The sequence below is a fragment of the Bacillota bacterium genome, assembly GCA_040757205.1.
GTDB lineage: Bacteria > Bacillota > Desulfotomaculia > Desulfotomaculales > Desulforudaceae > Desulforudis.
Genome location: JBFLXL010000006.1, coordinates 49489 through 63741, shown reverse-complemented (window position 1 = coordinate 63741; position 14253 = coordinate 49489). Strand labels below are relative to the sequence as shown.

The following is a 14253-nucleotide window of genomic DNA, read 5'->3' as shown; positions in this document are numbered from 1 at the left end:
ATGTGGGTAAAGCAGATTTCGATTTTCCTGGAGAACAAGTCGGGACGGCTGGCCGCGGTGGCCAGGCTTTTGGCGGACAACGGATTCAACATCCGGGCGCTTTCCATCGCCGACACTTCCGACTTCGGCATTCTGCGGCTCATCGTCAACGACCCCGCCCGGGCCTATCAGGTGCTGAAGGACGCCGGGTTCACCGTCAGCGAGACCGAAGTACTGGCCGTGGAGGTGCCGGACCGTCCGGGCGGCCTGGCCGGAGTGCTTGACCTGCTGCACGATACGGGCATCAATATCGAATACCTCTACGCGTTTGTGTCCAAGTCGGCCGGGAACGCCTTGGTGCTGCTCAAGGTGGAGGATCTGGAACGGGCGGTCGAGGTGCTCGGTGCCAACGGGGTCACGGTCCAGGATTACAACATCGTCCACCAGATATAGGCGAAACATACCAATGCCGGGTGTGCACGAACGTTGTCGTGGTTAAGCAGGAAGGCCAGGGCACGCTGGTGTGCTGCGGAAAACCGATGACCAAGACGGAGTAACTTTAAAAAACCGGCGCAATATTTGCTGGTTCTGGTCGCCTTCCAGGGCGAAGAGACGTGCTTTCGCCACGTTCTCTATGGTTACAAAAGCTTACCGTACGAAAAGACCAAGCGGATCCCCAGTTCCTGAGCCAATTGCCGGACTGCGGGCCGAGCTCGAAACCCGAAAAAAAGCGGGATTATCTCCACCCCGGGCAGATATACCCGCGCCCGTTCGACCTGCCTGGCAAACCGCGTCATTTCCCGGGCAGTGATGTTCGTCTTTACTTCCCCCAGCAGTACCACCTCTTGTTCCGGCCGCTCCCGGTAGACGCCCTTGCCGTAAATGTTGAACTCCATTTCCTTCCCGTCAATGGTCAGGAACTCCCGGCCCAACTCGGGGAACTCAAGCCCCAACTCTTTTTCCAGCACATAGGGAACCACCTGGTACGAAAGATCCTCCAGGTTGCCCCCCAAGTTTTCGCTTAAGCTCCCGACCTGACGGGCCAGCTCCTGTACCGCCTTCTCCGTCTTTCTCTGCGCCTGCGCCAGTTCTTCCTGCGCCTGCGCCAGTTTTTCCTGCGCCAGGGCCAGTTGCTCCTGCGCCAGGGCCAGTTGCTCCACTCGCTTCTCGGTGCGCACCTGCGCCTGCGCCAGGTCGGCAACAACCATCTTCAGTTCCGAGAAGTCCTCCCTGGTCGGATATCGGCCGTGAAGACAGGCCTCCACGATTTCTCGTACCGCAAGTCGCTGCTCCGCGGTGAGAACATCTTCCGGCACGCCCATTGATCAACACCTCACCGTACGTACCAAACACTCATTTTTGATTATGATACCACAATATAGTGGCGCCTAGTTCTTCACTTCTTCACCGTAGACCGGAATCTCGGCGATCTTGTTCTCGTACCCCTCCCGCATGGCCAAAAGGTCGAGGTGCACGGTCTTCACATCCTCCCAGAACAGCTCGATCTTTTCGTCAATGGGCGTCTTGCCTTCGTCAATGGTCTTGATGTAACCCTTGCACGATTCGCACACGTTCACCCGGTACCGCTCCGTCTCGTCCACCGTGAAGAACCGGAATTTCTTCTGGTCCTTCTCGTTACAGAAGGCGCACGCGATGCGGGCAAAGGGCCACTCGGTCTCGCAAAGCGAACAGTAAAGCGTGCGCGCCCCGTTCTCCCTTGACAGGCGGGAGAAATTGGCGTGCCCGCCGCAGACCGGGCAAAACCTCTTCCGCCATGATTCCAGGCCCAACGACTCCCGGAGCTGGGCCGAGAAATGCCGCAAAAACGGTCGCAGGGTCAGGCTGACCATGAAGCCCACCATCTCCTCGGGGAGGTCTTGCTCGGAGACGAAATCGCTCAGCCATTCACCGTCCCGCCGCAGCACCCCGGCCACGGCCTTGCTCCGAGCCTCCGCCTCGGCCGGCAGGGCCGCCAGAATCCGGTCCACGTCCTCTGAGCGGTCGGGATGATACTGTTTGAGAATGCCGCTTATTTCTGCAAGCACTTCAAAGAAGCTTTCCACTTCGATCTGCGGGGGGTGGCCGTAGAGCATCGGGATGCCGGACTCCCAGTTTTCCATTATTTCAGGCGCTACCGGACCGGTTTGCAGCTTCTCCGCGGGCACCGTCACGTTGCGCAGCTCGCGATAAAGGTCCAGCAGGTGCGGTTCGACAAACGGGACTTCCTTTTCGGACACGCTATCATCTCCTAATTTGATTGACTAGCACAATCCTAACAAACACCCGCAGCAAAAGCAACCTCCCCGTCCTGCAGACGTTCGACCCCCACCCCCGGTCCCCCCAAAAAAGGTGTCTGACACCTTTTTTGGGCCGCGGAGCCAAGCGGCGGCCCCCCTCTTTGGCCCTCAGGCGGTGGGAGACCGCCGGCGCAGGCGACATTGCGAAGCATCGTGAACAGCGGCCGGCGCGGGCGAGGCCGGCACTGCCGACGCCGAGGACGCCAACACCACAACCCTGCTGAACGGCCAATACTGACTCCTTCTCGGGCGGTGACGTGCCGGCTGAGCCTGAACACCCCTCGATGGCAATCCGCAGGCGGCGTACAGTGCCCCGAGCCAAGCCGCAAGCCGCTGTCGATGCGCAGCACGGAGCCAAGCGGCGGTCCCCGCCGCCCCGAATGGAAACCGGGGGGCTTTCGCCCCCCGGTCCTCTGCAGAAAAATAGGGGGAAAATAGGGGACTGTCCCCCTTTTAGGCATGCACGCTTGCCGGCGCCTTCGCGGGTTCGTGTCCGTGATGATGTTCGGGGTCCCCTTCCAATACGCGGAAGTTCTCCACGAAGAAGAGGATCACCAGAACCGCACCGACCAGCAGGCCGATAAAGCCCACCCACTCCATCCAGGTCGGGGCGTAGGGCATCTGGTAGTTCTGCGCCATCCCGGTGAAGATCACGTTGGTCCGGTTTAAGATCACCCCGACCGAACTTAAGATCGAAGCGGTGATGAGCCCGCCGACCGAGTTCCGGATGGACGGGATCAGGAACATCGCCAGCGGCACCAGGAAGAACGGCACCATCTCCAAAAGGTACATGTTCGCCTGCAGCGTGCCGTTGAACGCGTATTCCCAGGCCCCGCGCGCCGTCAGATCCCAAACCTTGAGAACCAGGTAGAAGATCATCAGGTAGGCCCCCACCAGGGTCAGTTTGCTCAAGGACGGCATGTAGTCGCCAAAGTCCTTGCCGTAGATCCGGGCCAGCGCCCAGCAGGAGAAGGCCACCACCGCCGGACCGACGTATAGGGATGAAATCAGGAAGAACCACGGCACCCACGTCGACCACCAAGTGGGATACAGGTTGACGGTGGCGATGAAAAGCCCGCCCAGGGAGGCCTGGTGCAGCGACGGCAGCATGATGCCCACGCAGATCAAAAGCGGCATCGCCTTGTCCAGGAGGTTGTAGAGCCGGGGCGCGTCAATCCGCTCGAAAGCGATGTGCCCGAACTCCAGGATCTGGATGGTCCAGTACAGGGTCATACACCAAAGCACTTCAAACAGGATCGAGGTGTAGCCCCAATACACGAACGGACGCCAGAAGTTGTAGTAAACAGTGATGTCAAACAAAAGTCCGGTCATCGCGACGGTGTAGCCCAGAAGTGACACGACCATCGCCACCCGGACCACCGGCCGGAACGCCTTGATGTGCAGGATGTGCGCCAGAAAAACGGTGCCGTACCCGCAGCCGGCGATCGCGACCGCGGGGAACACCAGGTACTTCCACAGGCCCCAGGTCCACTCGTCGTTCAGGGCGGTTACCGGTCCCAGGCCGAAAGCAAACCGGTAGCCGGCGACCGCCGCGAAGAAGACGAGAAAGGCCAGCATGGCCCAGCGCAGCGGGGTCAGCCGGAAACCAAACCGGTTCGTATACCTTTCGTCGTACACTTGGGCACCCTCCTCTTATCCGTATGTATTGGCCACCGACTAGTGCCCGTCTTCGTTCTCAGCGCGCCGTTTGGTATACACGTACAGCGCCGCAAAGAAGATCGGCAGGCCCACCGCGAGGATGGGCGCTTTGGAAACGTACTTCCAGGTGTACTGCGTGGGGCTCTTCTGCATGACGTCGGTGTTGAACCCCAGTTCCTCGAAGGGGACGTCCGAGATGTACATCCAGGAAGTGCCGCCCACTTCTTTTTCACCGAAGATGTGGTTGACGTACTTGTCCGAGTTCTTCGCGATCCGGTCCTTCGCTTCCGCCAGCAGTTCCTCCCGCTTCCCGAACTTCAGGGCGCCGGGCGGGCAGGTGGTGACGCAGGACGGCAGCATGCCGTTCGCCAGCCGGTCGTAACAGAAGCTGCACTTCCTGACCCGGGACCAAGTCTCGTCCCACTTCATGGAAATGTTCAGGAACGGGCACGCCAGTTGGCAGTAACGGCAGCCCACGCAGATCTCCGGGTTGAAGTAGACCACCGGGCCCTCCGGCCGCACCGCGTACGCGTGGACGAAACAGACCTCGGCGCAGAGCGGCTCCAGGCAGTGGTTGCACTGGACCTTGGCGAACCGCTGCCTGTACTCGCCGTTGATCTCCAAGGTGTGGAACCCGACCCGCGTGACGTTATACGCATCCAGCACGGGCGGGTTCGAGCCGTCGGCCTGGAACTCGGTCTTGGTGGCGGGCAGGTCGTTCCAGTTCTTGCACGCCACCTGGCAGGCACGACACCCGATGCATTTCGTGATGTCGACTAACACTCCATATGAACCCACTTATTCGCACCTCCGCTTATAGAGTCCGGCTTTTTGCACGGCGACATCTCACGGGCGCCTACAGGTCGTAGATGGCCCGGGCCCGGGTCCGCGGCGCCGGAGGCACACCCGCCCTGACCTTTTCGATGTTAACCAGAAAAGCCTTGTACTCCGGAATCATCGTGTTGGGATCGCCGGCCGCCGGCGTCAGATCGTTGGCGATCGCACCGGAGGACAGGCCAATGAAGCCCCAGTGCCACGGCATGTAGATGATCTCCACCGGCTTGCCGTCGACCTCCAGCGGCTTCACCAGCGGGGTGACACCCACCTTGCACTCGATGGCGCCCCGGACGGTGCTGACCTTGACCCAGTCGTAGCTCTCGATGCCCAGCTTCTCGCCCAGGCTCTTCGAGATCATCACGTGCATCTCGGGCTGCAGTTCCACCAGGAAGGGCAGGTTCCGGGTCAGGCCGCCGCTCTGGTAGTGCTCGACCAGCCGGAGCGTGGTGCACACGTACGGGAACTCGGTGCTGCCCACTTCCGCGAACTTCTGGAATTCGCCGCCGTAGGTCTTGAGGCACGGGTTGGTCTGCTGCTTGGAAACGAGGTTTTTAACCGGGCTCTCGATCGGCTCGTAGTGTTCGGGGAACGGGCCGTCGGCACACGGGATGGAGAACAGAAGCCCCTGGCCGTCCGCCAGCATAATGAAGGGCTTAGCGGCCGTTTCCTCGGGCGGAACCTTGGCGTTAAAGTCCGGTACATCCCTCAAGACCCACTGGGCGCCATCCCACTCCACGGGGGCCCGGGTGGGATCCCAGGGCCGGCCGGCCGGGTCGCAGGAACACCGGTTGTACACGATGCGGCGGTTGAGCGGCCAGGCCCAGGCCCAGTTGTGGTACATGGCCAGCCCGCTCTTGTCCTCTTTGTTGCGCCGCTTGCAGGCCGGGTCGTTCACGTTGTTGTAAAAACCGCTGTAAATCCAGTTTCCGCATGAAACGGCGCCCAGGTCCGAATTCGCGATCGCGGCGAAGTTCGGCAAGAGCTCACCGGTCTCGAGGTTCGTGCCGTTCATTTCCATGGCGACCTTGTTCGGGTCCGGCGGGTCGCCGTAGTCCCAGACCATGTTCAGGATCGCATCCGGGAACGCGCCGCCCTTGGTTTTGTATTCCGCGCGGAGGGTCTTGAACAGCCGGTCGGCGATCCACAGGTCGGGCTTCGCCTCCCCGGGCGGATCGACCGCCTTGTAGCGCCACTGGATCCAGCGGCCGCTGTTGGTCACCGTGCCTTCCTTCTCGAACGGGCCGGCCGCCGGCAGCAGGAACACCTCGGTGCCGATCTTGGCCGCGTCGAGGTCCGGGGCCTTCCAGAAGGCGGCCGTCTCGGTCTCAAACAGGTCCATGGCCACCAGCCACTCCAGTTTGGCCATGCCGGCGCGCGCCTGAATCTGCGACGGACCGCAGACCACGGCGTTCTGGCCCCAGGCGAACAGGCCCTTGATCTTCCCGAGGGCGATGTCGCGGAAGATGGCCATGTGCGAGTGGTCGCCGGTGGCCAGCTTGGGCATCCAGTCGAAGCGGTAGTCGTTCTCCTCGGTGGCCGCGCCGCCGTACCAGGCTTTGAACATGGCGGCCACGAACTTGGGCCGGTTGGTCCAGTAGCCGGCTTTCGGCGTGGCCTTCTCCACATAGTCGGCCCACGTGGGGTGCGCCGCCGCGCTGGGCATGGGATTGTAACCCGTGGTGATGTGGAACAGCATGCCCTGGTCGGTGGAGCCCTGCACGTTGGCCTCGCCGCGCTGCGCGTTCACGCCGCCGCCGGGCATGCCCATGTTGCCGAGCAGGAGCTGGATCATGGCGAGGGCGCGCACGTTTTGCGTACCCACGGTGTGTTGGGTCATACCCATGGCGTACAGGATACTGCCGGCCTTCCCGGGCTTGCCGGTTTCGGCGAAGGCCTTCCAGACCTCCACCAGCTTGTCTTGGGGCGTGCCGCAGATGCGGGACACCGTTTTCAGGTCGTAACGGGCAACGTGCTTTTTGAGCAGTTGGAACACGCAGTTCGGATGCTGCAAGGTAACATCCTTCTCGTCGGTATAAGACCAGGTGGCCTTGTCGTACTTTCCACCCTCCAACAAACCGGAAAAAACACCGTCTTCCAATTTAAAGTCGGGGTTGATGATGTACGACGCGTTGGTGTAGTTGACCACGTACTCCTCGTGGTAGAGGTTGTTGTCCAGGATGTACTTCATGAAACCGTTGAAGAACGGAATGTCGGTGCCGGGCCTGAAGGGCGCGTAGATGTCGGCCAGCGACGCGGTCTTGGAGACGCGCGGGTCGACGACGATCAGCTTGGCGCCCCGGGTTTCCCGGGCCTTGGTGATCCACTTGAAGGCGATGGGGTGGTTCTCCGCGGGGTTGCCGCCGATTACCAGCCAGGCGTCCGCGAACTGGTAGTCGGTCCAGTGGTTGGTCATCACGCCTCTGCCGAAGGTATTGGCCAGACCGGCCACGGTGACTGAGTGTCAGAGACGGGCGTGGTGACAGATGTTGATCAGCCCCAGGACCCGCGCCCACTTCTGCATCAGGTAGTTTTCCTCACAGTTGATGGTGGCGCTGCCCAGTTGGGCGATGGCCTGGGTGCGGTTCACCGTTACGCCGTTGGCGTCGGTGGTCTCGAAAGTGGCGTCCCGCGTCGCCTTGACCCGCTTCACGATCTCCGTGATGGCGTCGTCCCAGCTGATTTCCTGCCACTCGGTGCTGTAGGGCGCACGGTAAAGGGGCTTGGTCAGGCGCCGCGGGTTGTCGATGCGGGGATTGGGCCACATGGAGTGCCGGCGTTCGGATTGGCCGACGACGTGCCGGAGGTCGGAGAGGGCGCGTCCCTTGGGGCACATCCCGCCCTCGTTGATCGGGTGGTCGGGGTCGCCGATACTGTCGATTACCTTTCCGTCCCTGGTGTAGATGATCGCGCCGCATCCGCCGGAGCACCAGCCGCAGATGGTGTAGGTTTCTTCGGCGTACTGGAGCTTGAACTCCGGCATGTCCGTGCGCGACTTGAGAAGCAGCGTCGCCGCTTGGGCAGATTTTCCGCCGCCGATCACATCCAGCGCCGTTAGGCCCGCCGCGCCGAGACCGACGGATTTCAGGAAAGCCCGCCTGCTAAGCTTCTTCATAGAAAACTCAGGACCCCCCTTCAGTATTCCTGACTTCCTGACTTCATCTAAACAATTAACTGGAAATCAAAAAAACGCAGCAAACACCCCCCATCTCGCTAATACCTCAGCGAGCTACTTCACAAGGGGCTTACTCCGTTTTTCATATCTATCTCTATCTATCTCTATTGCTCCCAAATATAACACATAAAACTTGGGCCTGTCAACATTTCCACCCGGCCTGCAGGGCTGACGCACGAAAAATGCTCACAAACCCTTGAGCCTTGCAATTTCTTGATAAAAATGAGGGGCCGGCACACCAATCCGGACCGGAGAAAGGGACACAAAAAGGGGCCGGATTGTTCCGACCCCTCGCTTCAACCGCCTTGTTCAGATGATGGAATGCAGTTCCTTGAACACCAGGTTAAAGGTAAGGATTTCCAGCTTCACCGCCAGGTCCACGTTCCGGACCACAACGTCGCCCGGAACATCCACCGCCACCGGACCAAATGTCAGAAGCGCCTTCAGGCCGTACCCCACCAACTGGTCGGCGATATCCTGAACTGAGCCCAGGGGAACGGCGATGATCGCGAGTTTGACGTCCTGCTGCTCGATGACCTCGGCCATCCGCTCGAGCGGGAGAACTTCGAGGTCGTGAATCCGCTTGCCGATTTTGGTCAAGTCGTTGTCAAAAACCCCGACGATATTGAAACCACGGTCGATGAAGCCCCGGTAGGTGCACAAAGCCGTGCCTAGATTACCGGCGCCCACCAAGATTACGTTCCAAGGGCGGGTGAGTCCAAGAATTTTCAGGATGTAATGAATGAGGTCCTTCACGTTGTAGCCGACGCCCCGGGTGCCGAACTCCCCAAAATAGGCCAGGTCCTTGCGCACCTGTGCCGGGCTTACACCCACACCCTTGGCGATCTCGCTGGACGATACCGTGGTGACTCCCCGCTGTTCCATGCGTTCGAGAAACCGGGAATAGATGGACAACCGTGTCACCGTAGCTTCGGGAATTCTTAGTGCTTTCAAGCCGTAAAGCCTCCCAAATAGCCTATTACCAGTTGCGGATAACATTTTTGAAAAGTTAAAAAACTCTGGTCTATTATATCAGCGGGTTTACAGGGGGTCAATGGTTTTGTTAAGAAAATCACTTGCGATTTCCGGCGGCTTTCAGCCGCTGCACCACCGCCGCCGCGTTCGGAGCCCCGTAAACCGCCGATCCCGCCACCAGTACGTTTGCTCCGGCCCGCACGACCACCGGCGCTGTATCCGGGTCGATCCCTCCGTCCACTTCCAGGTCGACCTCCAGTTCCTGTTGCTCGATCATCCGCCTCAGGACGGCAATCTTGGGCACAACCCCGGGCAGGAACTTCTGGCCCCCGTAACCCGGATTCACCGTCATGACCAGCACCTGGTCCACCAACGGAAGGACGTACTCAACCATTACCGGGGGGGTGGCCGGGTTCAAGGCCACTCCGGCACGCATCCCGTGCTCCCGGATCAGGCGTAGGGTACGATCCAGATGCCGGACGGCCTCGCAGTGCACGGTCAGGATGTCGGCCCCGGACTCTGAAAACGCCGCCACGTAACGCTCCGGAGCTTCGATCATCAGGTGCACATCGAAAACCAGGCTGCTTCGCGGGCGCAGCGAAGCCACCACCGGCGGCCCGATACTGATGTTCGGCACAAAGTGCCCGTCCATCACGTCGATGTGCAGATAGTCGGCCCCCGCCTGCTCCACCTTGCGGATCTCCTCTGCCAGCCGGCCGAAATCGGCCGACAGGATGGAGGGCGCGATCTTGATCACGGCTTGTTCTTCCCCTCCCGCACCAGAATCTCACGCAAAAACCCCAGGTAGTGAGCGTACCGGAACCGCGCCACCGACCCGCCGGCCACCGCCCGGCGCACGGCACAATCCGGTTCCCGGTAGTGGATACAATCGGTAAACCGGCAACCGCCGGCATGCTCAGCGAATTCGGGAAACAGTCCGGCCAGTTCCATCCGGTCAATCCCTTCCAGCCTCAATACTGAAAAACCGGGGGCGTCGGCCACCCATCCTCCCCCGTCCAGCACGAGCAGTTCGACGTGACGGGTCACGTGGCGGCCTCGTTGAAGTTTGGCGCTGATTTCCCCCGTAGGGAGGTTCAGGCCGGGCTGCACCGCGTTAATGAGACTTGACTTCCCCGAGCCTGACGGACCGGCCAGCACCGTAATTCGCCCGGTCAGCACCTCCCGGACGGCAAGAACCCCCTCGCCGGTGACCGCGCTGGTCAACAGTGTGGGGTAGCCGGCGCCGCGGTAGGTCTGGATCCAAGCCTCGCCCTCGGCCCCCGGATCCGCCAGGTCCAACTTGTTGACACAAATAACGGCCCGGATTCCGGCAGCCTCGCAGTGCACCAGAATCCGGTCCAGAAGATTGAGCGCCGGGGACGGGTCCTGAAAAGAGGTGACCACCAGGGCCTGGTCGGCGTTGGCCACCGGGGGGCGAACCAACTCCGAGCGGCGCGGTTTCACATCCTCTACCACCCCGCGTCCCCCGGCAAGATCCTTGAACACGACTTCGTCGCCGGCCAGCACCCGCCCTTTGGTGCGCAACTTACCGCGCAAGGTACACTTCCCGGCCTTCCCTTCAAACCAGACGAAACAGAAACCCCCATAGACTTTGATTGCCAAACCCTCCGGCATTCAGTAAACGCCCCTAATCCGGACAACCAGAATTCAGAATCCAGAATTCAGGAGTCAGAAGAATGAGGAAACCAAGAAGGACTTCGTTTGGCCACAATTTGCGCCGCCGAACCTAGTCAAAAGTCTGGTCCCGCACTAGCTCGCCGTCGATGTAAGATTGAATGCGGGCCGGCCCGTAGTACCCCACGGGCCGGGACACCCGCTCCCCGGACTCATGCTCGCCTGAATAGGCCTCACGCTGCCCCTGAAGGTCGGTGACCACGATCCGAAAGAGGTGGGTCCGGCCGTCATTGGGCATCGAAGCGTAAACCACCACGGACCGCCCTTCAGGGCCGGGTCCCTTGCTCACCGTGAGTCTGACTTCGCTAAGTTCCTCAACCTCCGCGCCGCCCCGAGGTTCCTGGGCAATCACCCGTCCCGCAGGGTGCTCGTGGCTTTGCCTCTCCTGCACGTTAGGTGCCGCAAGCAAACCGGCCGCGACGATTCTCGCCCGCGCCGCGCCCTCTTCCTCCCCGATCAGGTCGGGGACGATAATCAACTGGGGACCCGGCGCCTTGCTGATTACCAGCCTGATCTCGCCCCCCTTTGGATGGGCCGCGTTCGGTCCGGGTTCCGTCTGAATCACCGTACCCGCAGGAGATAGTTCGTCGATGACTTCTTTCTCCCCGACCAAAAAGCCGGCGGCCTCCAGGACTGAGGCGGCCTCGTCCCGGGTCCGGCCCCTTACATCCGGTACGCGAATCATCTCCGGCCCCCGGCTTACGGTCAAAAAGATCACCCGTTGCCGTTTCACCCGGCTCCCCTGCTTCACATCCTGACTGATGACCACACCCGGTTCTTCCGAGCTGTACTCCTCCGACACCGAGGCCCTCAAGCCCACCCGCTTCAGTTCGCGCTGGGCGTCGGCCAGGAGTTCACCCTCCACGCCGGGCACCGTCACCTCGGGCACGTGCAAATAGGCGCGCAAGCCGAAGAACCCGCCGATAGTCAGCCCAATCACAGCGACGATAATACCGGCCAACGTCCAGTTGCCCAGCCGCCTCCGGGGCACCCGCACCGGTTCGTAGACCTGGGTCGACGAGTCGGTCAACTCTCCTTCTTCGCCGACGCCGGTCTTGATGGACTTCAATTCCCGGGCCATTTCCCGGGCTGAAGCGTAGCGGTCGACTGGGAACTTTGACATGGCCCGCCGGACGATCCGGTCAAACTCCGGGTTCACGGCCGGATTACGTTCCTTCAGGGGCGGGACTTCGTCCTGAATGTGCTTCAAAGCCACGGACACCGGGTTGCCGCCGTTGAAAGGGACGGACCCGGTGAGCATCTCGAACAGCACAACCCCCAGAGCATATATGTCGGACTGCGCATCGGCCGTATCGCCCCGGGCTTGCTCCGGGGAAATGTAGTGCACCGAACCCACGAGGCTTTTCGTCTGCACCAGGGTGGCCGCGTTGCTCTCCCGGGCGATCCCGAAGTCGGCGAGTTTGGCCTGTCCGTCCCTGGTGATCAGGATATTGTGGGGCTTAACGTCCCGGTGAATGATCTTCTGGTAGTGGGCGTGCTCCAGGGCGTCGCACACCTGGCGGGCAATGGCGACGACCCGGTGCGGCGCCAGTGGCCCTTCCCGCTTGATGACCGTCTTCAGGTCTTCCCCGTCCACGTACTCCATGACCAGGTAATGCCGGTCACCCTCGCGGCCGACGTCGTAGACGTTAACGATATTGGGGTGGGACAGGCTGGCCACCGCTTGGCCCTCCCGGTGGAAGCGGGCCACAAACTCTTCATCGGTGTTGAACTCGGACCGGAGCACCTTCACCGTTACCGGGCGTTGCAGCAGGGAATCATAGGCCTTGAACACTTCGGCCATGCCGCCGACGCCCAAAATCTCGGTTATTTGGTAGCGGTTTCCCAGGACTTTGCCGATCATGCTTCTTACAGCACCACCAAAACGAGGGTAATATTATCGCTGCCGCCCTGCTCCAGGGCCAAGCGCACCAGTTCCCGGACTGCCGGTTCGGGAGCGCTGTGCCCCGCAACCGCGGCTCGGATGGCGGTGTCCGGGACCAGGTTGGTGAGCCCGTCGGTGCAGAGCAGCACTTGATCCCCGGCCTCAAGCGGCACCCGCAAGAGGTCGATTTCCAGTTGCTCCCCTGTTCCCAGGGCTCGGCTCAATACGTTCCGGTACGGATGTTGCGGCACCTCCTCGGCCGTAATCCGGCCCTCGTTCAGCAGTTGCTGCACCACCGAGTGATCCTCGGTCAGCTGAACGATTTCCCCGGCCCGCAACAAGTACACGCGACTGTCGCCGACGTGCGCCAGAACCAAGCTGTCCTCGGACACGAGACACGCTGACAGGGTGGTTCCCATGCCGTTACATTTATTGTTTCGACACGATTCCTTAAATACCTGGTGATTGGCGGCCTCAACGGCGTACAGAAGCGCATTGCCGATTTCCTCACCCTGTCGCGCCAGTTCCCGAAACCGCTCCTCCAGCACCGTCAGAGCGATCCGGCTGGCCACCTCCCCGGCCTGGTGCCCTCCCATTCCGTCCGCCACGGCAAACAAGCCGAGCGCCTCGTTTACCCGGTGGCTATCCTCGTTGTTGACCCGGACCAGTCCGGTGTCGGTGACCGCGCTCCACCGCAATCGCTTCACTCTTTATACGCCTCCGTCCGGTAACGCCACCGCAACTGACCGCAGGCCGCCCCGATGTCGGCCCCTAATTCGCGGCGCAGGGAAACTGGTACTCCTTCTTCTTCCAAGACCCGCCGGAAAGCCCGGACGGCTTCCGGACCGGGGGCCTGGCCGCCGCTTCCCGGGACGGGGTTCGCCGGGATCAGGTTTACGTGCCCCAACGTCCCCTTCAGGAGGCCGGACAGTTTCCGGGCCGACTCGGGCGAGTCGTTCACGCCGCCCAGCAAAATGTACTCAAACGACACCCGGCGTCCGGTCCGGCGCGCATAGTCCGCACAGGCCGGCATAAGCTGCTCCAGGGGATACTTGCGGTTAACCGGCACCAGCATGTCCCGCAGCGCGTTGTCAGGTGCGTGCAATGATACCGCCAGCGTCAAGGCGAACCGTTCCCGGGCCAGCTTTTTAATCTCCGGCACCAGGCCGCACGTCGAAAGGGTGATCCGCCGCCCGCTTATGCCGAGCCCATATGGGGCCGTCACGTTGGTGATAAACCTCAGGGTGTTTTCGTAGTTGTCCAGGGGTTCACCCATTCCCATGAGCACCACGTGTGTAACCGGCTCGCCTGAAGTCCTCCGGACGGCCAATACCTGCTCATAAATCTCACCCGGCCGCAGGTTGCGCTTCCAGCCTCCCAGAGCCGAGGCGCAAAACCGGCAACCCATGCGGCAGCCGACCTGGCTGGAAACACACACCGTCCGGCCGTAGTCGTGGCGCATCAGCACCGTTTCGACGGCGTGACCGTCATCAAGCCCGAGCAGATATTTTACAGTGTCCCCCGCCAACGAAACCCGGGAGTCCAGCATCTCCAGGCGGCCCACCACCGCCTCCCCGGCCAGCCGTTCCCGGAACCCGGCCGGGAGGTTGGTCATCTCCGCCAGGGAGAGCACCCCATGCTTGAACACCCATTCGGCCAGTTGCCGCGCCCGGTATCGCGGTTCGCCGCGGCGGGCCGCCAGCGCTTCCAACTCGGTCAGCGTCAGGTCCTTCAAGTCAATTATATCAGTTCAC

The 14253-nt window shown here is 61.5% G+C and carries 13 protein-coding genes; 2 read left to right on the top strand and 11 right to left on the bottom strand.

The window, feature by feature from the left end; all coding sequences use genetic code 11:
- Together AB1402_06240 and AB1402_06235 are read left to right on the top strand one after the other, a co-directional pair.
- Complete coding sequence (locus tag AB1402_06240; protein MEW6541196.1) at nt 1-432, top strand: ACT domain-containing protein; 432 nt, start codon at nt 1-3, stop codon at nt 430-432.
- Nucleotides 429-536: a desulfoferrodoxin FeS4 iron-binding domain-containing protein gene (locus AB1402_06235; GenBank protein ID MEW6541195.1), complete on the top strand. Its 108-nt coding sequence runs from the start codon at nt 429-431 to the stop codon at nt 534-536. The genes AB1402_06240 and AB1402_06235 overlap by 4 nt, the downstream gene beginning before the upstream one ends.
- Nucleotides 537-617: 81 nt before the next feature.
- Here the strand turns inward: AB1402_06235 and AB1402_06230 are convergent, their stop codons facing one another.
- From AB1402_06230 to rlmN, 11 genes are all read right to left on the bottom strand, one after another.
- The gene (locus AB1402_06230; protein MEW6541194.1) at nt 618-1301 is read right to left on the bottom strand and encodes a hypothetical protein; all 684 of its coding nucleotides are present in this window, start codon (nt 1299-1301) and stop codon (nt 618-620) included.
- A gap of 66 nt (nt 1302-1367) precedes the next feature.
- The gene (locus AB1402_06225) at nt 1368-2216 is read right to left on the bottom strand and encodes a formate dehydrogenase accessory protein FdhE (protein MEW6541193.1); all 849 of its coding nucleotides are present in this window, start codon (nt 2214-2216) and stop codon (nt 1368-1370) included.
- Between the two features lie 513 nt (nt 2217-2729).
- Nucleotides 2730-3914: an NrfD/PsrC family molybdoenzyme membrane anchor subunit gene (gene nrfD, locus AB1402_06220; protein ID MEW6541192.1), complete on the bottom strand. Its 1185-nt coding sequence runs from the start codon at nt 3912-3914 to the stop codon at nt 2730-2732.
- Between the two features lie 39 nt (nt 3915-3953).
- Complete coding sequence (locus AB1402_06215; GenBank protein ID MEW6541191.1) at nt 3954-4733, bottom strand: 4Fe-4S dicluster domain-containing protein; 780 nt, start codon at nt 4731-4733, stop codon at nt 3954-3956.
- A gap of 58 nt (nt 4734-4791) precedes the next feature.
- Nucleotides 4792-7884: a formate dehydrogenase-N subunit alpha gene (gene fdnG / locus AB1402_06210; protein ID MEW6541190.1), complete on the bottom strand. Its 3093-nt coding sequence runs from the start codon at nt 7882-7884 to the stop codon at nt 4792-4794.
- Nucleotides 7885-8253: 369 nt separating this feature from the next.
- On the bottom strand, nt 8254-8898 hold the full coding sequence (locus AB1402_06205) for a redox-sensing transcriptional repressor Rex (GenBank protein MEW6541189.1): 645 nt from the start codon (nt 8896-8898) through the stop codon (nt 8254-8256).
- A gap of 118 nt (nt 8899-9016) precedes the next feature.
- Nucleotides 9017-9676, bottom strand: coding sequence for a ribulose-phosphate 3-epimerase (gene rpe, locus AB1402_06200; protein ID MEW6541188.1), 660 nt, complete (start codon nt 9674-9676; stop codon nt 9017-9019).
- Nucleotides 9673-10554: a ribosome small subunit-dependent GTPase A gene (rsgA, locus tag AB1402_06195; GenBank protein MEW6541187.1), complete on the bottom strand. Its 882-nt coding sequence runs from the start codon at nt 10552-10554 to the stop codon at nt 9673-9675. Before rsgA ends, rpe begins: the two co-directional genes overlap by 4 nt.
- A 112-nt stretch (nt 10555-10666) precedes the next feature.
- The gene (locus AB1402_06190) at nt 10667-12478 is read right to left on the bottom strand and encodes a PASTA domain-containing protein (GenBank protein MEW6541186.1); all 1812 of its coding nucleotides are present in this window, start codon (nt 12476-12478) and stop codon (nt 10667-10669) included.
- A gap of 5 nt (nt 12479-12483) precedes the next feature.
- Nucleotides 12484-13206 carry a Stp1/IreP family PP2C-type Ser/Thr phosphatase gene (locus tag AB1402_06185; GenBank protein ID MEW6541185.1) on the bottom strand — a complete coding sequence of 241 codons (723 nt, stop codon included), beginning with the start codon at nt 13204-13206 and terminating at the stop codon, nt 12484-12486.
- A complete protein-coding gene (gene rlmN, locus AB1402_06180; protein ID MEW6541184.1) occupies nt 13203-14243 on the bottom strand; it encodes a 23S rRNA (adenine(2503)-C(2))-methyltransferase RlmN in 1041 nt (346 codons plus the stop codon). The genes AB1402_06185 and rlmN overlap by 4 nt, the downstream gene beginning before the upstream one ends.
- Nucleotides 14244-14253 lie beyond the last annotated feature (10 nt).

What these genes read in the sequence shown, in the direction of transcription:
- rsgA (MEW6541187.1), bottom strand. Translation starts at nt 10,554, where the DNA reads ATGCCGGAGGGTTTGGCAATCAAAGTCTATGGGGGTTTCTGTTTCGTC.
- AB1402_06190 (MEW6541186.1), bottom strand. Translation starts at nt 12,478, where the DNA reads ATGATCGGCAAAGTCCTGGGAAACCGCTACCAAATAACCGAGATTTTG.
- AB1402_06230 (MEW6541194.1), bottom strand. Translation starts at nt 1,301, where the DNA reads ATGGGCGTGCCGGAAGATGTTCTCACCGCGGAGCAGCGACTTGCGGTA.
- AB1402_06240 (MEW6541196.1), top strand. Translation starts at nt 1, where the DNA reads ATGTGGGTAAAGCAGATTTCGATTTTCCTGGAGAACAAGTCGGGACGG.